Origin of the sequence: Afifella sp. YEN Y35, assembly GCF_047553465.1 — a bacterium.
GTDB lineage: Bacteria > Pseudomonadota > Alphaproteobacteria > Rhizobiales > Afifellaceae > Afifella > Afifella aestuarii.
Genome location: NZ_CP180203.1, coordinates 1414711 through 1432533, shown reverse-complemented (window position 1 = coordinate 1432533; position 17823 = coordinate 1414711). Strand labels below are relative to the sequence as shown.

18 protein-coding genes and 1 pseudogene are annotated in these 17823 nt (G+C 62.6%); 12 read left to right on the top strand and 7 right to left on the bottom strand.

From position 1 onward, the window contains the following. Nucleotides 1-4 precede the first annotated feature (4 nt). The 12 genes and pseudogenes from ACK8CP_RS06840 (at nucleotide 5) to pufC (ending at nucleotide 11413) form a co-directional block, all read left to right on the top strand. The gene (locus ACK8CP_RS06840; protein ID WP_414833756.1) at nucleotides 5-877 is read left to right on the top strand and encodes a polyprenyl synthetase family protein; all 873 of its coding nucleotides are present in this window, start codon (nucleotides 5-7) and stop codon (nucleotides 875-877) included. Between the two features lie 39 nt (nucleotides 878-916). Next, nucleotides 917-2062: a methyltransferase gene (locus tag ACK8CP_RS06835; protein WP_414833755.1), complete on the top strand. Its 1146-nt coding sequence runs from the start codon at nucleotides 917-919 to the stop codon at nucleotides 2060-2062. A 93-nt stretch (nucleotides 2063-2155) separates the two neighbouring features. After that, nucleotides 2156-3094, top strand: a complete 939-nt coding sequence (bchC, locus tag ACK8CP_RS06830) for a chlorophyll synthesis pathway protein BchC (protein ID WP_234627787.1) — start codon at nucleotides 2156-2158, stop codon at nucleotides 3092-3094. After that, nucleotides 3091-4104: a chlorophyllide a reductase iron protein subunit X gene (locus ACK8CP_RS06825; protein WP_234627788.1), complete on the top strand. Its 1014-nt coding sequence runs from the start codon at nucleotides 3091-3093 to the stop codon at nucleotides 4102-4104. The genes bchC and ACK8CP_RS06825 overlap by 4 nt, the downstream gene beginning before the upstream one ends. A gap of 138 nt (nucleotides 4105-4242) precedes the next feature. Then, the gene (bchY, locus tag ACK8CP_RS06820; RefSeq protein WP_414834202.1) at nucleotides 4243-5790 is read left to right on the top strand and encodes a chlorophyllide a reductase subunit Y; all 1548 of its coding nucleotides are present in this window, start codon (nucleotides 4243-4245) and stop codon (nucleotides 5788-5790) included. Beyond that, nucleotides 5790-7248: pseudogene (gene bchZ, locus ACK8CP_RS06815) on the top strand (chlorophyllide a reductase subunit Z). The gene bchY and the pseudogene bchZ overlap by 1 nt, the downstream one beginning before the upstream one ends. An 81-nt stretch (nucleotides 7249-7329) precedes the next feature. Further along, nucleotides 7330-7560, top strand: a complete 231-nt coding sequence (locus ACK8CP_RS06810; RefSeq protein ID WP_092814997.1) for a hypothetical protein — start codon at nucleotides 7330-7332, stop codon at nucleotides 7558-7560. A gap of 131 nt (nucleotides 7561-7691) precedes the next feature. Continuing rightward, complete coding sequence (pufB, locus tag ACK8CP_RS06805) at nucleotides 7692-7916, top strand: light-harvesting antenna LH1, beta subunit (protein ID WP_234627790.1); 225 nt, start codon at nucleotides 7692-7694, stop codon at nucleotides 7914-7916. A gap of 12 nt (nucleotides 7917-7928) precedes the next feature. Then, complete coding sequence (pufA, locus tag ACK8CP_RS06800) at nucleotides 7929-8114, top strand: light-harvesting antenna LH1, alpha subunit (protein WP_092814991.1); 186 nt, start codon at nucleotides 7929-7931, stop codon at nucleotides 8112-8114. A gap of 126 nt (nucleotides 8115-8240) precedes the next feature. Then, complete coding sequence (gene pufL / locus ACK8CP_RS06795; RefSeq protein WP_234627791.1) at nucleotides 8241-9065, top strand: photosynthetic reaction center subunit L; 825 nt, start codon at nucleotides 8241-8243, stop codon at nucleotides 9063-9065. A gap of 15 nt (nucleotides 9066-9080) precedes the next feature. Beyond that, nucleotides 9081-10061, top strand: a complete 981-nt coding sequence (pufM, locus tag ACK8CP_RS06790; protein WP_234627792.1) for a photosynthetic reaction center subunit M — start codon at nucleotides 9081-9083, stop codon at nucleotides 10059-10061. Continuing rightward, nucleotides 10058-11413 carry a photosynthetic reaction center cytochrome PufC gene (gene pufC / locus ACK8CP_RS06785; RefSeq protein WP_414833754.1) on the top strand — a complete coding sequence of 452 codons (1356 nt, stop codon included), beginning with the start codon at nucleotides 10058-10060 and terminating at the stop codon, nucleotides 11411-11413. The genes pufM and pufC overlap by 4 nt, the downstream gene beginning before the upstream one ends. 948 nt (nucleotides 11414-12361) lie before the next feature. Here pufC and hemA read toward each other — a convergent pair. From hemA to puhA, 7 genes are read right to left on the bottom strand one after another with little or no spacing between them, the layout of a single operon-like run. Then, the gene (gene hemA, locus ACK8CP_RS06780) at nucleotides 12362-13573 is read right to left on the bottom strand and encodes a 5-aminolevulinate synthase (protein WP_261212052.1); all 1212 of its coding nucleotides are present in this window, start codon (nucleotides 13571-13573) and stop codon (nucleotides 12362-12364) included. Between the two features lie 54 nt (nucleotides 13574-13627). Beyond that, nucleotides 13628-14527 (bottom strand): putative photosynthetic complex assembly protein PuhE, encoded by a 900-nt coding sequence (gene puhE, locus ACK8CP_RS06775; protein WP_234627796.1) that lies wholly within the window; start codon nucleotides 14525-14527, stop codon nucleotides 13628-13630. 12 nt (nucleotides 14528-14539) lie between these two features. Continuing rightward, nucleotides 14540-15607: a magnesium-protoporphyrin IX monomethyl ester (oxidative) cyclase gene (gene acsF, locus ACK8CP_RS06770; RefSeq protein WP_414833753.1), complete on the bottom strand. Its 1068-nt coding sequence runs from the start codon at nucleotides 15605-15607 to the stop codon at nucleotides 14540-14542. Next, on the bottom strand, nucleotides 15604-15909 hold the full coding sequence (locus tag ACK8CP_RS06765) for a hypothetical protein (protein ID WP_092814973.1): 306 nt from the start codon (nucleotides 15907-15909) through the stop codon (nucleotides 15604-15606). Before ACK8CP_RS06765 ends, acsF begins: the two co-directional genes overlap by 4 nt. Then, nucleotides 15906-16367, bottom strand: a complete 462-nt coding sequence (puhC, locus tag ACK8CP_RS06760) for a photosynthetic complex assembly protein PuhC (protein WP_234627798.1) — start codon at nucleotides 16365-16367, stop codon at nucleotides 15906-15908. Before puhC ends, ACK8CP_RS06765 begins: the two co-directional genes overlap by 4 nt. 9 nt (nucleotides 16368-16376) lie before the next feature. Next, nucleotides 16377-17042 (bottom strand): photosynthetic complex putative assembly protein PuhB, encoded by a 666-nt coding sequence (gene puhB, locus ACK8CP_RS06755; protein WP_414833752.1) that lies wholly within the window; start codon nucleotides 17040-17042, stop codon nucleotides 16377-16379. Then, nucleotides 17039-17803, bottom strand: a complete 765-nt coding sequence (gene puhA / locus ACK8CP_RS06750) for a photosynthetic reaction center subunit H (protein ID WP_414833751.1) — start codon at nucleotides 17801-17803, stop codon at nucleotides 17039-17041. The genes puhB and puhA overlap by 4 nt, the downstream gene beginning before the upstream one ends. Between the last annotated feature and the right edge of the window lie 20 nt (nucleotides 17804-17823).

Sequence of the window (17823 nt, the reverse complement as noted above, 5' to 3'; positions counted from 1 at the left end):
CGTTATGGAAGCCTTGGTCCGCATCGAGCAGGCGCTCGACATGGCTGTGGCCTATGCCGAAGCACCAGGGGCCCCGCCACAATTGGCGCAGGCGATGCGCTATTCTGTGTTTCCGGGCGGCGCACGTATCCGTCCGCGGCTTTGTCTTGCCGTTGCGCATGCCTGCGGGGACGACGAGCCTGATCTTTCCAATGCGGCGGCAGCGGCGATCGAGCTCTTCCATTGCGCGTCGCTCGTTCACGACGACCTTCCTTGCTTCGATGATGCAGAATTGCGGCGCGGCCGTCCTTCGGTCCACCGTGCCTTCGGCGAGCCGCTGGCGGTTCTTGCTGGCGACGCTCTCATCGTGCTTGCTTTTGAGACGCTGGCGCGGGCAGGAGCCTGCGCCCCTCAGCGGCTCGCCGGTCTCACTTTGACGCTCGCCCGTTCGGTCGGCATGCCGGCCGGCATCATCGCCGGTCAGGCGTGGGAAAGCGAGCCGCGGGTGTCTGTCTCCGATTATCAGCGGGCGAAGACGGGGTCGCTCTTCGTGGCCGCGACCGCCGCTGGCGCTCTCGCCGCGGGGGCCGATCCGGCGCCATGGCGCGCGCTCGGTGATCGCCTCGGGGAGGCCTATCAGGTCGCCGACGACATTGGTGACGCCGTCGCTGCCGAGGAAGACAACGGCAAGCCGGTCGGTCGAGACATCGCGTTGGGACGCCCGAGTGCGGTCGTCGAGCTCGGTCTCGCCGGAGCCATGGAGCGCCTGCGTGATCTCGTGAAGGGCGCGGTCGCCTCGATCCCCGAGTGTCAGGGGTCCGACGAGCTCAAAGCGCTCGTGATGTCGGAATCGACACGGCTCGTACCGAAACAGCTCTCCGATCGCGTCGCCGCCTGAGCCGGCGGAAGAATCGGGGGCAACCGGGTCGGCCGCAAGATGAAGGCCTCGAAACTGCGTGCATCGGTGTTCGACCGGATCTACGCCCTGCGGGATCGTCTGGTTGGGAGCAAGGAGTTTCGCGAACGAGCTTCGCGCAATCTCCTGACGCGCGCGGTTGCACAGCACAATGCGCGTTCGCTTTTCGATCTCTGTGCGGGGTTCGTTTATTCGCAGGTCCTTTTCGCCTGCGTGCGGCTCGACCTGTTTCAGATTCTCTCCGAGGGACCCCAGGATCTCGCAACGCTCGCCAGACGGTTGAAGCTCGAGGAGAGCGAGGCGCGCCGGCTTCTGCGGGCCGCCGCTTCTTTGGGGCTCGTCTCCGTTCGGGGAGAGGGGCGCTATGGCCTTGGCACCCTCGGTGCTGCGATGGTCGACAATCCGGGCGTTGCCGCGATGGTCGAGCACCACGCGCATCTTTATGCCGATCTCGCCGATCCGGTGGCTCTGTTGAGGGGGGAGGCGCAGGAGAAGCGGCTTGCCCGATACTGGGCCTATGCCGAAGCCGACGATCCGCGCGCGCTGCCGGCGGAGGCGATCGACGAATACACGGCGTTGATGGGAGCCTCCCAGGCGATGGTCGCTCAGGAGGTGCTGGCGACGAACGCGCTCGCGACCCGGCGGCGTCTTCTCGATGTCGGTGGAGGCGACGGCACATTCCTCATGGAGGTGGCCAAGCGGGTTCCCGATCTTCAGCTGATGCTTTTCGACCTGCCGAGCGTCGCCGCCCGAGCCGAGGTGCGTTTTGCCCAGGCGGGGTTGAGCCAGCGCGCGGCCGCCGTCGGCGGGGATTTCCTGCGCGACCCTCTGCCGCTTGGCGCCGATGTCATTTCGCTCGTACGCATCCTGCACGATCACGACGATGCGTCGGTGATGACGCTTTTGCGCGCCGCGCACGCTGCGCTGCCGCGCGATGGCATGCTTCTGATCGCCGAACCGATGGCGCCGGTCCCGGGCAGGGATGCCGCTGCGGAGGCTTATTTCGGCTTCTATCTGCTTGCCATGGGCAGCGGTCGGCCGCGCTCTGTCGGCGAGCTTCAGGCCATGTTGCGGGAGGCGGGGTTTGTGCGTTCCCAGCAGCTTGGAACACCGACTCCAGTCCTGGCGCGCGCTTTGGTCGCCTTCCGTGACAGGGCGTCTGTGTAAATCTAGCTTGACGTATCGATGGGTCAAGTTAGACTTACACTCCATAAATCGCGCCAAAACAGAAGCGTGAACACACATTTAGGAGAGGCCGGTTTGAACACTCTCGCCGTCGTTCTGGAACAGCCTGAGCATCTTGCTCTCAAGGAAGTCGCGCTTGTGACGCCTGGCGCGGACGACGTGGTCGTGGATGTGGAATGGAGCGGCATCTCGACGGGAACGGAGCGTCTGCTCTGGTCGGGGCGGATGCCGGACTTCCCGGGCATGGGATATCCGCTGGTGCCCGGATACGAATCCGTTGGACGGGTGAGTGATGCAGGCGAGGGGGCTCGCGCCAGAATCGGCGAGCGGGTCTTCGTGCCGGGATCGCGTAGCTTTTCGGACGTACGCAGTCTTTTCGGTGGCGCCGCCAAGCGGCTGATCGTGCCGGCGGCGCGGGCCATCACCATCAAGGAAGATCTTGGCGAGCGGGGGACGTTGCTTGCCCTGGCCGCGACCGCATATCACGCGATCGCGGCCGACGGGGCGAGAAAGCCGGATCTGATCATCGGCCACGGAGTTCTCGGGCGTCTTCTGGCGCGCGTGACCGTCGCGCTCGATGCCGAGCCGCCCGTTGTCTGGGAGCGCAACGCCGAACGCGCGGAGGGTGCGCTCGGCTATGTCACCATCGATCCGGACAAGGATGTCCGACAGGATTATCGCGCGATCTATGACGTGAGCGGCGATTCGACGATCTTGGATCGGCTGATTGCGCGTCTTGCGCCCGGAGGCGAGATCGTCCTCGCCGGTTTCTACTCCGCGCCGCTGTCTTTCACCTTCCCGCCGGCATTCCTGCGCGAGGCGCGACTGCGCGTCGCGGCCGAATGGCGTGAGCCGGATCTGGTGGCGGTCAAGGAATTGGTGGAAACGGGGCGCCTGTCGCTCGACGGTTTGATCACGCATCGTTGCCCGGCACAGGACGCCGACGGCGCCTATCGAACCGCATTTGGCGACGCCGCCTGTCTCAAGATGATTCTGGATTGGAGAGCTGCATGACCCTTGACGTCAACGCGCCAGGCTTCAACCGCCGTGGAATGCAAGACTATCTGCGGGACGAGGCGGCGATCGAGCCTGATCCGGTTGCGACGGGTCCCGTCACGCGCGAGACTCAGATCATCGCCATCTACGGCAAGGGCGGCATCGGCAAGAGTTTCACGCTCGCCAACCTCTCGTACATGATGGCGCAGCAGGGGAAGAAGATCCTCCTGATTGGCTGTGACCCGAAGAGCGACACGACCTCGCTCCTGTTCGGTGGGCGCGCCTGCCCGACGATCATCGAGACCTCGGCGGTCAAGAAGGCCGCCGGCGAAGAGGTCAAGATCGGCGACGTCTGCTTCAAGCGTGATGGCGTCTTCGCGATGGAACTCGGTGGTCCAGAAGTCGGGCGTGGCTGCGGCGGTCGTGGCATCATCCATGGCTTTGAGCTTCTGGAAAAACTCGGGTTCCACGATTGGGGCTTCGATTACGTCCTGCTCGATTTCCTGGGCGACGTGGTCTGCGGCGGCTTCGGTCTGCCGATCGCGCGCGACATGTGCCAGAAGGTCATCGTCGTCGGCTCCAACGATTTGCAATCGCTCTACGTCGCCAACAACGTCTGCAATGCGGTCGATTACTTCCGCAAGCTTGGCGGCAATGTCGGCGTGGCCGGCATGGTGATCAACAAGGATGACGGGACCGGGGAGGCGGCCGCCTTTGCCGAAAAGGTCGGCATCCCGATTCTTGCCGCCATCCCTGCGGATGAGGACATCCGGCGCAAGAGCGCTGCCTATCAGATCGTCGGACGCCCCGGCACGCAATGGGCGCCGCTTTTCGAAGGGCTCGCGACCAATGTCGCCGATGCGCCTCCGATGCGGCCGGACCCGCTCAGCCAGGAGGATCTTCTCGGTCTCTTCAAGAGCGACGAGGTCGGGCGCGACGTGGTCTTGGAGCCTGCCACCATGGAAGACATGTGCGGCAAAGCTGCCCAAGAGAAACCGTCGCTCGAAGTGATATACGACACAGTGTGACAGCCGTCTTGGGGGGCTAAGACGATGGCAGATACCGAAGACCGGAAAGGTGGGGACCGCAAGACGACGGAAGTCGTCTACGACGGTGCCGCTGCCACGCCGATGGCGAATGATCTCGCCGCGGCGTCCGGGACCGGTATGCCCGCTCCAGGTGAAAGCATGACGAAAAGCCCCTCGAACGCTCCGTCTCCAGAAGGGGACGGCCTCGGTTGCCACGGCGGTCAGGCCGAAATGCGCGCTGCGGCCGAGAAAGCCGGCCAAAGCGAGATTTTGGATCGTTACGCTGCCGATTATCCGAAGGGTCCCCACGACCAGCCGCAATCGATGTGCCCGGCCTTCGGCTCGTTGCGCGTCGGTTTGAGAATGCGTCGCACGGCGACGGTCCTCTCAGGTTCTGCCTGCTGCGTGTATGGCCTGAGCTTCGTCTCGCACTTCTATGGCGCGCGGCGGACCGTCGGCTACGTCCCCTTCGATTCGGAGACGCTCGTCACCGGCAAGCTCTTCGAAGACATTCGTGAAGCCGTCCATAAGCTCGCGGACCCCGAGAAATACGACGCCGTCATCGTCACCAATCTCTGCGTGCCGACGGCCTCCGGCGTGCCGCTCAGGCTTTTGCCGAAAGAAATCAACGGTGTGCGCATCATCGGCATCGATGTGCCGGGGTTCGGCGTGCCGACCCATGCAGAGGCGAAAGACGTCCTCTCTGGTGCCATGCTGCGTTACGCGCGCACCGAGGCCGAGCTTGGTCCTGTTCAGGCGCCGCGTGGCGGGCCGAGCGACAAGCCGACCGTTACGCTCCTGGGCGAAATGTTCCCGGCCGATCCGGTGGGGCTCGGCATGATGTTGGAGCCGCTCGGTCTTGCCGCCGGCCCGGTCGTGCCGACACGTGAATGGCGCGAACTCTATGCCGCGCTCGATTGTGCCGCGGTCGCCGCGCTTCATCCGTTCTATACGGCGAGCATCCGAGAGTTTCAGGAAGCCGGGCGGCCGATTGTCGGCTCCGCACCGGTCGGCCATGATGGAACGGCCGCCTGGCTCGACGCGATCGGCGAGGCGTGTGGCATTTCCCGCGACTGTGTCGATCAGACGAAGAATCGCTTCCTGCCGATGATCAAGGGAGCACTGGCGAATGCTCCGATCAAAGGGCGCGTGACGCTTTCGGGCTACGAAGGCTCTGAGCTTCTCGTCGCACGGCTTCTCCTCGAGAGCGGGGCAGATGTGCCCTATGTCGGCACGGCCTGCCCGAAGACGCCTTATTCGGCTGCCGACCGCGATTGGCTCGAAGCCCGCGGCGTTCACGTCGAATACCGCGCGTCGCTTGAAAAGGACATCGCCGCGGTCGAGGAATTTCGGCCGGACCTCGCCATCGGCACGACACCGGTCGTGCAGAAGGCGAAGGAGATGGCGATCCCGGGTCTCTATTTCACCAACCTCATTTCGGCGCGGCCGTTGTTCGGTGTCGCGGGCGCGGGCTCGCTTGCGCAGGTCGTCAATGCTGCGATCGGCAACAAGGCGCGCTTCGACGAGATGCGTGAGTTCTTTGAGGGCGTCGGCCACGGCGATACCGCCGGCTTGTGGGAAGAGATCCCCGCCGACCATTCAGATTTCCGTCGCAAGGAACTTGCCAAGGCGGAGAAAGCTCGGAAGGCCGCAGACCCGAAACGGGTCGCGGAATCGGTGGTCTGATGCTGGTCCTCGATCACGATCGCGCCGGCGGCTATTGGGGCTCCGTCTACGTTTTTACCGCGATCAAAGGGCTCCAAGTCGTCATCGACGGCCCGGTCGGGTGTGAGAATCTGCCGGTCACCTCGGTCCTGCATTACACCGATGCGCTGCCGCCGCACGAATTGCCGATCGTCGTCACCGGGCTGTCTGAAGAAAATCTTAACCAGACCGGCACGGAAGGCGCGATGCGCCGGGCGCATGAAACGCTCGATCCCGCGCTCCCTGCCGTCGTGGTGACAGGCTCGATCGCCGAGATGATCGGTGGCGGTGTGACGCCGGAGGGGACGAATCTCCAGCGCTTCCTGCCGCGTACGATCGATGAAGACCAATGGCAGAGTGCCGACCGCGCGATGACGTGGCTCTGGAATCAGTTTGGCGCCAAGAAGGGCAAGATGCCGAAGGCACGCGCCCGCAAGGAAGGCGACAAGCCGCGCGTCAACATCATTGGTCCGATCTACGGCATGTTCAACATGGCCTCCGACCTCGCCGAGATCCGGCGACTGGTGGAGGGAATCGGTGCCGAAGTGAATATGGTCTTCCCGATGGGCAGCCATATCTCCGAGGTCGGCCGGCTTGTCGACGCGGACGTCAACATCTGCATGTACCGCGAGTTCGGCAGGCTCCTCTGCGAGGCGCTGGAAAAGCCCTATCTGCAGGCGCCGATCGGACTGCATTCGACGACGAAATTCCTGCGCGCCCTGGGCGAGCTTCTGGGTCTTGACCCGGAGCCGTTTATCGCGCGCGAAAAAACACACGACGATCAAGCCGATCTGGGATCTGTGGCGCTCCGTCACTCAGGATTTCTTCGGCACGGCGAGCTTCGCCATCGTCGCGAACGAGACCTATGCGCGGGGCGTGCGCCACTTCCTCGAATCGGAAATGGGCCTGCCTTGCACCTTTGCCTTTTCGCGCCGTGCGGGCGTCAAGCCCGACAACGAATCAGTGCGCGAATCGGTCAAGGAGAAGACGCCGCTCGTTCTGTTCGGCAGCTACAACGAACGCATGTATCTGGCCGAAATCGGCGCACGCAGCGTCTACATTCCGGCCTCGTTCCCGGGAGCCATCATCCGGCGGCACACAGGCACGCCGTTCATGGGCTATTCGGGTGCGACGTATCTCGTTCAGGAAGTGTGCAATGCGCTTTTCGACGCACTCTTCCATATTTTGCCCCTGGCAAAATACCTTGACGAGATCGATGCGACGCCCTCGCGGCTCCACGATGAGCTGCCGTGGGATGACGATGCCAAGAAGTCATTGGATTCATTGGTGGAATCGCAGCCGGTTCTGATCCGCATCTCTGCAGCGAAGAAGCTGCGCGATCAGGCTGAGCGCGAAGCCAGGCGCGTCGGCACGCCCCGCGTCACCATAGCATGTGTTCGTAGGGCTGCGACCGGTTTAGAAGAAGATGAGCTCGTATGACGGGGGGTCATCCGCAGCACGAAATCTTAACCGGACTGGCGCGGGGGCGCGCTGTCCGAAGAGTTTGATGTGGAGAGGCATATGGCTGCAATCGAAAAATCGAACGTAGCGCTGCTGCGATCCAAAGAAGAGCGCGATTTCCGTCTCATCGTGATGGTGAGCTTCGCCTTCTTCTTGGTGGTTTGCATCATTGCGCGGCTTCTGCCGCCGCAATGGCGTCCCTTCCCGCCGGGACCGAATGGTCGCCGGTCGGTGATTGAAGAGGCGCGCGTCGCGGCCAACACGACGATCCCATTCGCTTTTATGCGCTGAGGCGCATTCGCTGGAATTCGTCCGGCATTGCTGGGCGGAGATGTGTCACGGCCTTCGTGTCGTGACCATTCCCTGCCGCGCGGGAGGTGCGCGGTAACGGCCGAAAGGCTGATTTTAACGAGGGTAGATCAATGGCTGAAATCGATAGGCCGGTCTCGCTGTCGGGTCTGACGGAAGGCGAGGCTCGCGAATTTCACGGTGTGTTCATGACCAGCTTCATGGTCTTCATCGCCGTGGCAATCGTCGCTCACATTCTTGCTTGGATGTGGCGTCCTTGGATCCCGGGGCCGGAAGGCTACGCGTTCCTTCAAGACCTGCCGACGACCGCTTCGGCGTTCCTGTCAACTCTCGCATAGGGGGAGAGAGAAATGTGGAAAGTTTGGCTCCTGTTCGATCCGCGTCGCACGCTGGTCGCGCTGTTCACGTTCCTGTTCGTTCTGGCTCTGCTCATTCACTTCATTCTGCTGAGCACCGACCGGTTCAACTGGATGCAGGGCGCCCCGACGGCCCCGGCGCAGACCAGCCAGGTCGAGCTGATCACGCCGCTCGCCTAATCGACGAGACGGAAGGTTTTGCGAATGGCAGCGGACTGGGTTCCAGTCCGCTGGGATTTCCAGCCCGCTGCCATCTTCACGCAGGAGCGACTTCGCTCCTCGTCTCGTTGACCGGAGGATTGAGCAATGGCGATGCTCAGCTTTGAAAAGAGGTATCGCGTTCGTGGCGGTACGCTAATCGGAGGGGATCTCTTCGATTTTTGGGTGGGGCCGCTTTACGTCGGCTTTTTTGGCGTAACGACGGTCTTCTTCTCAGCGTTGGGCACCGGGCTCATTCTCTGGGGCGCGGCGCTGGGACCAACCTGGAACATCTGGCAGATCAGTATTGCTCCGCCAGATCTTTCATACGGCTTAGGCTTGGCGCCGCTCCGCGAGGGCGGGCTTTGGCAGCTCATTACCATATGCGCCTTGGGCGCATTTGTTTCCTGGGCACTGCGTCAGGTCGAAATCTCCCGCAAGCTTGGCATGGGCTATCATATTCCTATCGCCTATAGCTTTGCGGTCTTTGCCTACTTCACGTTGGTCGTCATCCGGCCCGTGTTGATGGGTGCGTGGGGGCACGGTTTTCCTTATGGCATCATGAGCCACCTCGATTGGGTGTCGAACGTCGGGTACCAGTACCTGCACTTCCACTACAATCCGGCTCACATGATCGCCGTCAGCTTCTTCTTCGCGACGACGCTCGCGATGGCGTTGCACGGAGGCGTGATCCTTTCCGCCGTCAACCCGCAGCCTGGTGAGGCCGTCAAAGGCCCGGAGCACGAGAACACCTTCTTCCGTGATGTGGTGGGCTACTCCATCGGTTCGCTTGGCGTGCATCGTCTGGGATTGTTCCTGGCGCTGTCGGCAGCGTTCTGGAGTGCCGTCTGCATCGTCATCAGCGGTCCGTTCTGGACCCGCGGATGGCCCGAGTGGTGGGGATGGTGGCTCAACCTCCCGATCTGGAGCTAGGGCAGGGGGACTATTATGGCTGAGTACCAAAACATCTTTAACCGGGTGCAGGTCCACGGACCTGTTTACGCCGGTGTCCCGGTCGCTAGCTCTGCTACCGGTCGGGCAGGACAGCCGATTGTCTCCTATTGGCTAGGCAAGATCGGCGACGCACAGATCGGACCTGTCTATCTCGGACTGACCGGTGTCGCTTCGTTGATCTTCGGCTTCCTGGCCTTTGAGATCATCGGTCTCAACATGCTGGCCTCGGTGAACTGGAGCCCGATTGAATTCGTGCGCCAACTGCCGTGGCTTGCTCTTGAGCCGCCGCCTGCCGAGCTTGGTTTCTGCGTGCTTTGCCCGCTCGACCAGGGCGGCTGGTGGCAGATGGCCGGCTTCTTTATGACGACGTCGGTTCTTCTGTGGTGGGTGCGCACGTACCGCCGGGCTACCGCGCTCGGTATGGGCACGCACGTTGCCTGGGCGTTCATGGCGGCGATCTGGCTGATGATTGTGATCGGCTTCTTGCGCCCGCTGCTTCTCGGCAGCTGGTCTGAGGCTGTTCCGTTCGGCATCTTCCCGCACCTCGACTGGACTGCGGCTTTCTCGATCCGCTACGGCAATCTGTACTACAACCCGTTCCACATGCTCTCGATCGTCTTCCTTTATGGCGCGACGCTTCTGTTCGCCATGCATGGTGCGACGATCCTGGCTGTGAGCCGCTTCGGTGGCGACCGGGAAGCTGAACAGGTCGTGGATCGTGGAACTGCAGCGGAGCGCGCTGCGCTCTTCTGGCGCTGGACCATGGGCTTCAATGCCACCATGGAATCCATCCATCGCTGGGCCTGGTGGTTTGCGGTTCTTTGCCCGATCACCGGCGGTATCGGCATGCTTCTCACGGGTACGGTTGTCGACAACTGGTTCCTGTGGGGCATCAAGCACGGGCTCGTTCCCGCCTATCCGCAGGTCTTTGACGCCATCCAGGATCCGGCTCTTATGTCAGGAGGGGCGCAATGACCTTCGCGATGAAAATGGCCGTCGCATTCTGCGTGCTAGTTGGCGGCCTCCTGCTGTTCACCCTTAATCTGCCGCAGCCGGATCATATCTGGCCTCTGGCACAGGGTACGCAGCTGGGTTATCGGGGCACCGGCATGCAGCAGGTCAAGTCTGTCGAGGACCTGCGCAAGGCGGCGGACCAGATTCCCGATCCGTTTCCAGCGGTTTCGGCTGAAGGTCCCCGCGCTTCGGAAGTCTACCAGAACGTCCATGTTCTCGGTGATCTTTCGGAAGAGCAGTTCCTGCGCATCATGACCGTGATCACGGAGTGGGTGTCGCCGGAACAGGGCTGTGCCTACTGCCACGATGAAAACGACCTGGCCGCCGAGCGGCCTTACACCAAGATCGTGTCGCGTCGCATGCTTGAGATGACGCGCCACATCAATTCCGACTGGACGAGCCACGTCGCCCAGACGGGCGTGACCTGCTACACCTGCCACCGCGGCAATCCTGTCCCGACCGAGATCTGGTTCAAGGACGAGGCTCCCACGAAGGCAGTCTATGCGGGCTACAGCCCGAACGGGCAGAACCATGCGAACGAAGTTGCCGGCCTCACCTCGATGGCCTCCAACCCGTCGGATGTGTTCCTGACCGGTCCGTCCAATCCTCGTATCGTTCCGACGACCGCTCTTCCGGCTAAGGGCAGCGGCCTCGGCGCGAGCATCAAGGATACGGAAGACACCTATGCGCTGATGATCCATCTGTCTGACGCGCTTGGCGTGAACTGCACCTACTGCCATGACAGCCGGTCGTTCATGTCTTGGAATGAGAGCAGCCCGCCGCGGCTCACGGCCTTCCACGGCCTGGACCTGGTGCGCGATCTCAATGCGAACTACCTCGTGCCGCTGCAGCCGGAATATCCGGCGATGCGCCTCGGCCCGACGGGAGACGCTCCCAAGGCGAACTGCGCGACCTGCCATCAGGGCGAGCCCAAGCCGCTTGGCGGTGCGCCGATGGTCCAGGACTATCCTGAGCTGATTTCCGCTCAGGTTTCCCCTGACCAGGCCCCGGCCGAGCAGCCGCAGGCTGGGCCGGCAGCGCAGCCAGAGGCTCAGCAGCCGGCCCAGCCTCAGGCTCCGGCTCAGCAGCCCAAGGCTCAGCAGCCGAAGGCCCAGCAGCCGGCTCAGCCGAAGGCTCCGGCTCAGCAGCCTCAGGCTCAGAAGCCTGCCCAGGCTCCGGCCCAGCAGGCTCCGTCTGGCGAGATGTCGCCGCAGCAGCAGCTGATGCAGCAGCAGATGCAGCTGATGCAGCAGCAGATGGAGCAGATGCAGCAGATGCGCCAGCAGATGGAGCAGATGCAGCAAAATCAGTAAAGACGGCGGCGTCTTCGGACGCCTCCTCAACCTCGATCCGGGAGATGTCTCATCTCCCGGATTTTTTTTGTCCCGGTTTCCGGGCGGCCCGAGTGTGCAGCGAAAAGCCCAGCTCGAGCTCGATCAACGTGAGGATCGGGACGAGAGCGGCATAGAGCGGCATCGTTCTCCGTCTTCGTGGCCGTTCTGGAACCCGCAAGAATTGCCGAAGCCGTCGCCCGCGTTGGCGAAGATCCCAGAAATTGCAACGTCAGTCGGAGGCGGCTGGCGACCGCACCCCGCCATCGCGCGTGAGGCCAACGAGCGGCGCTGTGGGGGCGGGGGCGCCGGACCGCATCACCCTTGAGAGATGCCGTCATGTGGGGGCGCAGCTACAAGAAGACGGGGCTGAGTGTTGCGCGCTGATTGCACGCGAGGCGTTTTGCGCAAACGCGACAATTCTGGCCATCGGACCGCGGGCGCTGACGCCGCTTTGGGTGAGGCGTCCCGTTGCGTGCATTCGTGGTCGCAGGTGCCGTGTCAGGAAACGGCGAACCGTGCGGATTGCCTGCCGGATCGCACGAGGGGCACCGTTTGGCGCGAGACGGTCACTTGAATCAATCTTTGAAGTTCGTCCCCTAAGCGGCACAGAGAACGCGCCAGGGGCGTCGCCAAACGTGAATCAAAACGTGAGCGGTTCTAGGCAAGTGACTCTTCAAAAAGGGTAACCACGGCATCAAAAGCCGCGGACGGGGGCGTGCGCGACGACCCGGAGAACGGTCCGGTCCAGAACTGCAACTGTCCAATCGGGTGAGGGCAAGCCTCAGATGGCGGGTCCGCGACCTGCGAGAGTGTGCCGAAAGAGTGGGCGTACGGCTTGCTCTTGTGCGGCAGCTGAGATCTCGTCCGGCCGCAAAAAAAGCGCCGGCGAGGGGCCGGCGCTTTGACAGACTTGCGATAAGGAAAAGGTCAGGCGGCGCGTTCGAGGCCGATCTCGGACCATATCGCCTTCAACGCGTTGATGAGGCGGTCCACATCCCAATCGGAATGAAGAGGCGAGGGCGTCACACGCAGCCGCTCGGTACCGCGCGGGACGGTCGGATAGTTGATCGGCTGCACATAGATCCCGTACTGCGTGAGAAGCCGGTCGCTGATCTGCTTGCACAAAACGGCGTCGCCCACCATCACCGGAACGATATGGCTCTCGTTCATGAGATGCGGCACGCCGATCTCGTCAAGGCGCCGTCGAACGGTCGCGACGCGCTCCTTCTGTCTGTCGCGTTCGGCCTCGCTCGCCTTCAGATGCCGGATGGAGGCGAGCGCACCCGCCGCGACGGAGGGCGGCAGAGCGGTCGTGAAGATGAAGCCGGAGGCAAAGCTGCGAATAAAGTCGCAGAGTGCTGTCGAGGCGGCGATATAGCCCCCCATGACGCCGTAAGCCTTGGCGAGGGTACCCTCGATGACGGTCAGACGATGGGCGACCTCGTCACGCTCGGAGATGCCGCCGCCGCGCGGGCCGTAGAGACCGACGGCGTGGACCTCGTCGAGATAGGTCATGGCACCATGCGCATCGGCGACGTCGCAGATTTCGGCGATCGGTGCGATATCGCCATCCATCGAATAAACGGATTCGAAAGCGACGAGCTTGGGCCGCGCCGGGTCGATCTCCGCGAGCTTGCGGTTGAGATCTTCCGGGTCGTTGTGCGCAAAGATCATGCGGTCTGCGCGGCTGTGGCGGATGCCCTCGATCATCGAGGCGTGGTTCTTGGCGTCCGACAGGACGACGCAGCCCGGCAGCTTCGCGGCAAGCGTGCAAAGCGTGGCCCAGTTGGAGACGTAGCCTGAGGTGAAGACGAGGGCGCTCTCCTTGCCATGAAGGTCGGCGAGCTCGTTCTCCAAAAGCACGTGATAGTGGTTGGTGCCTGAGATGTTGCGTGTGCCGCCGGCACCCGCGCCGCAGCGATCGAGTGCGAGATGCATCGCATCGATGACCAGAGAGTTCTGGCCCATGCCGAGATAATCGTTGGAGCACCAGACGGTCACTTCGGCCCGACCGCGTTCGCGATAATGTGTGGCACGCGGAAACTCGCCCGCATGACGCTCGAGGTCGGCGAAGACCCGGTAGCGACCTTCGTGGCGCAACGCCTCGAGTTCCTGCCGAAAGAAATTTTCGTAATCCATGGATCGCCTCCCCAAATCCGCGCTGACCTCGCGTGCCATCCCGATCGCTCCCGATTATTCCCGCGGCGGTGACGCGCCATACGTGCTCAAGGCCGGCTGCGCGCGCAATCGGCTGCCGGGTAATGCTGCGGCTGTCCGCGCTGAAAAGGGCGTCGACGGCCGTGCCTGTGAAGTCTGGTCATTGGGCTGCTGCACCTCATGTGTCCGCAGCCCCCATTTCCAAAGCGCTTCAGCCGGCAGCGGCAGCACCATGAACCAGTGCTCCAGGACGGCGAGCGCCATCAATGTGGCGAGGAACGTATAGGCGGTTGCTTCGAACGGGCTCGCCACATCGGCGATGGCGCGCTGCGCAAACAACACGGTGATCACGGTTGCAACCGTAATGGAGATAGGGAAGAGCGGATTCATGGACTTCTTGACCATGAAGCTCTTCAGATAGGCGAGGCTGTCCGGCAGGAACTGCTCGGAGAGATTGCGCACCCCGAGGAAGAGGTTGAGCTTGGCGCTGGCCCTCATGCCCCACAAGAGAAAGAAAATGCCGGTCCCGAGCTGATTGGGGCCCCCCCAGGTGAGGGCGACGATCACGGCCGCCGAGAGGAAGATGGCGAGCTCGTGATAGAGGATCGTTTGGACAGCGAAGAGGAAGCGCTTCCAACCTGAAATGTCGCTCGGGCACAGGCTCTTTCTCGGCCCGGTCACGTACCCCATGAGGAAGCTGATCTCATGCCAGCCCCAAGCGGTCAGGCCGCAGGTGAAGGCGACAAAGGCGCCCGAGACGCTCGCATCCCGACTGGAGACTGCCAGGCCGTAAAAGGCGGCGCCGAGCAGAACCGTCGCGCCGGCGAGGCTCCAACGAAACGTCCGCCGGGGCAGGCCGTCGAGATACAGAATCGCCCCCGTCGAGAACCACCAGGTAAACAACGCAAAGACGATGGGCAGAGCGTAGAGCGACACTCTGATGCCTCCCTACCAGGCCGGAACGAGCCGGCTCTCGGCCGGCGGGGCATTGTCCTTGACCGGCAGGAAATAAAGACGGGCGATGGCGACCCCTGCGCCGGCGCCGTTGAAGAGCTGCTGCAGGCCGCCGACGAGGCCGCCCTTGCGTTTGGCTGCCGCCATTCTCTCGCTCGCCTGCCGCAGCCTTTCGAGGCCGGCGCGAAAGCGGGGATTGTCGATGTCGAGCGTCAGCGGGAAGACCTGCTTGCTGATTTCCGACGTGATCCGAAAGACGGTGAAATCATATTCCGTCGGGTCGATGTCGAGAGCCTTGTGGAAGGCAGGGCGTGCATGGTCGCGCACATACATGGTCGCGAAAACGGCGAGCACGAAGAAACGGACCCAGTACTTATTGAGGCCCCGCGTGACATGTGGGTTCGCACGCATCAGGAGAGCGAAGGCCTCGCCGTGCCGGAACTCGTCGTTGCACCATTGCTCGAACCATTTGAAGATCGGGTGGAAGCGCTTTTCCGGGTGCTTTTCCAGATGCCGGAAGATCGTAATGTAGCGCGCATAGCCGATCTTTTCGGAAAGATAGGTGGCGTAGTAGATGAATTTCGGGCGGAAGAAGGTGTACTTCTTCGTGCGCGTCAGAAAGCCGAGATCGACGCCGATATCAAAATCCTTGAGCGTGTCGTTGATGAAGCCCGCATGGCGCGCCTCGTCGCGGCTCATATAGCGGAAGAGCTCGCAGATATCGGGGTTGTTGCCGCGCTTCTTCATTTCCGAATAGAGCACGCAGCCCGAAAACTCAGCCGTGAGCGAACTCACCAGAAAGTCGACGAACTCCTTTTGGAGATCCTCTGGCAGATCGGAGAGTTTCACGTCGTCCCACGCTTCCGTGCGCTTGAAATGGCCCTTGTTGGGGTCGCTCTTCATCTCTGCGATGAGCGCGTCCCACTCCAGGCGAATGTGACTGACATCGATGGCGTCAAGCTCATCGAAGTCCGTCGTATAAAAGCGCGGACTCAAAACCGTGCTTTCTTGAGCCTTGAGGGTGGTGTCGTTCGGAGAGAGGGAGAGGGTCTCGATCGTCATAGCCTGCTTTCGGAAGAGAAGCTGAACTCAAGGAGCTCCATGAACTCCATGTCACCGGTCATGCGTGTCCAAAGCCGCTCCAAAGCGGTCGCCCGCACCACCGTCGCGCGGCGGCGAAACGTGGCCGTCTCGCCGTAGGGGACGGTGATCGGCTCACCATGGACCCGCACCGCATCGCCCGGGCGGATTTCGATGCCACCATCGAGATCCACATGAGCGTGCAGGCTTTCGAAGGTGTTTTGCACCTCGATGGTGCACTCCACTTCGATCTCTTCGCGTCCGCCGACCCAATTGCCAATCATTGCGCCTGCCTCGTCTTGGAGAGGAAGCGGGCGAAGACCTGCGCGTTGGTCGGCCCGAAAGCTTCAAGTGCGACGAGCCGGCCGGTCGAGGGATCCTCGAGCGACAATTGTCCGTCGTCCCAATAGGTCAAACGAAAGGGGCTGTCAGGGCTGATGCCGCGACGTTCCCGTTCGTGTGCGAGGCCGCGCAAGGTTGCGCGCAAAAAACCATTCGTGCCGGGAGCGGCAACGGCGATCTGGCTGCCGTCGGAGGCGTCGAAAATGCCGACGCCCCCGTTGGCCAGATCTTTGAATTGCAGAAGACGCACCTCTACGGCCGTCGTCCCCGGCATCGCGGTGCTGTGGTCTCTACGGTCAAATGCGCTCACGGCTGCAAGGACGATCGAAACCGTCAGCAGCGCCGCGACGGCCAGAAGGGGGCCTCGCGGAAATGGCGCAGTGTTCGTAAAGCCGCTCACCTTGATCTCCTATGCCACCGCACTCGCGTGCGATGACCATTGTGCGTGCGTATCCGTCTCTGCCTCGGGGGCAGCTTCGCCCGCCCGGTCGCCACGTCCGGCGGTCGCTGCGAGCGCACCCGCCAGGATCTCCGCGACGCGCTCTGCATCGGCAACAGACCTCAGCATGGGCTCAGGCTGCTTGATTTTCCAGGGCCGAGCGTGCGGCCACAAAGCGTAATAGGCAACACGGTGGTTGGGGGAAAGAACGAGCGGAATGTCGCCAATTCCCTGCCCGTAGAGCCGCAATGCGGCCGATTCCACCGCCACGAAAGGGATGTTGAGCGTCATCGGCAAGACGACGCCGCTGCGGATGACGAGACGCTTCTCCGTGATCGTATAGACCGTGGTGCGGGCGATCAGCCAGCCATAGACGGTGAGAATAACGACCGCGAGAGCGGCGACCGGCAAAAGCCAGGTCGCCGACAGGATCGCGTCTTTTACCGTTCCCCCCGCCGAGAGAGCCAAAATGGCCCGCAGGGCGAGAAGAACAGCAAAATAGACGACGAGGGTTGGAAGGTGGAAAAGGCGCCGGGCAAGACTTGCCCAGCGCGGTTCCCCCTGCCAGAGGATCCGTTCCCCCTTCGGCAAGCGCTGAGGCAGGCCGCGGATAGGCTCGGATTCGTATTCGTTCACAGCAGCGGCTCCTGCCGTGCCGGCGTCGCATAAAGATTGCCACCGGCGAAGTAGCCCTGGATACGGTCTTCTTCCACCATGGTGATGCTCCTCGGGCTGGCCGTGCGCGGCGCGTCCGCGAACTGCTTGCCGATCAGCGCGTTCACGCGGATCTGACGCTGGCGAGCGTTGAGGGTCGCCATCACGAACGGAACCAGCACAGTGCCGGCGCCATCGAGCGCGACCTCGAGATAACGGATCATCACGTCGGAACGATCGACCCAGACATCTTCAACGCTACCCACGACTTCACCGTCGGCGGCGATGACGAGCATGCCCCGAGGATCCGGATCCTTCGGATCGAGATAGAAGCTCTCGTCGCTGGAGAGCGGCACGATCTTCGGATCGCCGTCGAGCGTCAGCTCCGGCTCATGGGCACGATCGGCATAGGCGGCCGGGCCAACGCCATCGACCAGCGGATTGCCGACGGGACGGAACGGTGCGCCGTTCGACGGGCCGGCCGGCGTCAGACGCACGTCGCGGTCGTCGCTGCGGCCGGACTGTGCCGTGCCACCGCCATGAAGTTTGAAGTATTTCGGTGCCGGTGCGTCGGGGAACCCGACAATCCGGTCATTGGTCTCACCGCGTTCCGCAACAAGCGGATAACCTTCGCGCTTATCTTCGCGACGAAGGTAGATGATGAGACCGGCAAAAAAGATCCAGAACGCATAAAGCGTCATCTGGGCCACATCCATATACCCTGTAAGTGCTCCGGCGGGCATTGATAACCTCCATTGACAAC

Bases quoted from the DNA above. Each gene is read 5' to 3' on its own strand.
- acsF (WP_414833753.1), bottom strand. From the start codon at position 15,607: ATGACGATCGAGACCCTCTCCCTCTCTCCGAACGACACCACCCTCAAG.
- pufM (WP_234627792.1), top strand. From the start codon at position 9,081: ATGGCTGAGTACCAAAACATCTTTAACCGGGTGCAGGTCCACGGACCT.
- ACK8CP_RS06810 (WP_092814997.1), top strand. From the start codon at position 7,330: ATGGCTGCAATCGAAAAATCGAACGTAGCGCTGCTGCGATCCAAAGAA.
- pufB (WP_234627790.1), top strand. From the start codon at position 7,692: ATGGCTGAAATCGATAGGCCGGTCTCGCTGTCGGGTCTGACGGAAGGC.
- hemA (WP_261212052.1), bottom strand. From the start codon at position 13,573: ATGGATTACGAAAATTTCTTTCGGCAGGAACTCGAGGCGTTGCGCCAC.
- ACK8CP_RS06825 (WP_234627788.1), top strand. From the start codon at position 3,091: ATGACCCTTGACGTCAACGCGCCAGGCTTCAACCGCCGTGGAATGCAA.
- puhA (WP_414833751.1), bottom strand. From the start codon at position 17,803: ATGCCCGCCGGAGCACTTACAGGGTATATGGATGTGGCCCAGATGACG.
- pufL (WP_234627791.1), top strand. From the start codon at position 8,241: ATGGCGATGCTCAGCTTTGAAAAGAGGTATCGCGTTCGTGGCGGTACG.
- ACK8CP_RS06840 (WP_414833756.1), top strand. From the start codon at position 5: ATGGAAGCCTTGGTCCGCATCGAGCAGGCGCTCGACATGGCTGTGGCC.
- pufC (WP_414833754.1), top strand. From the start codon at position 10,058: ATGACCTTCGCGATGAAAATGGCCGTCGCATTCTGCGTGCTAGTTGGC.
- ACK8CP_RS06765 (WP_092814973.1), bottom strand. From the start codon at position 15,909: ATGATTGGCAATTGGGTCGGCGGACGCGAAGAGATCGAAGTGGAGTGC.
- pufA (WP_092814991.1), top strand. From the start codon at position 7,929: ATGTGGAAAGTTTGGCTCCTGTTCGATCCGCGTCGCACGCTGGTCGCG.
- ACK8CP_RS06835 (WP_414833755.1), top strand. From the start codon at position 917: ATGAAGGCCTCGAAACTGCGTGCATCGGTGTTCGACCGGATCTACGCC.
- bchY (WP_414834202.1), top strand. From the start codon at position 4,243: ATGCCCGCTCCAGGTGAAAGCATGACGAAAAGCCCCTCGAACGCTCCG.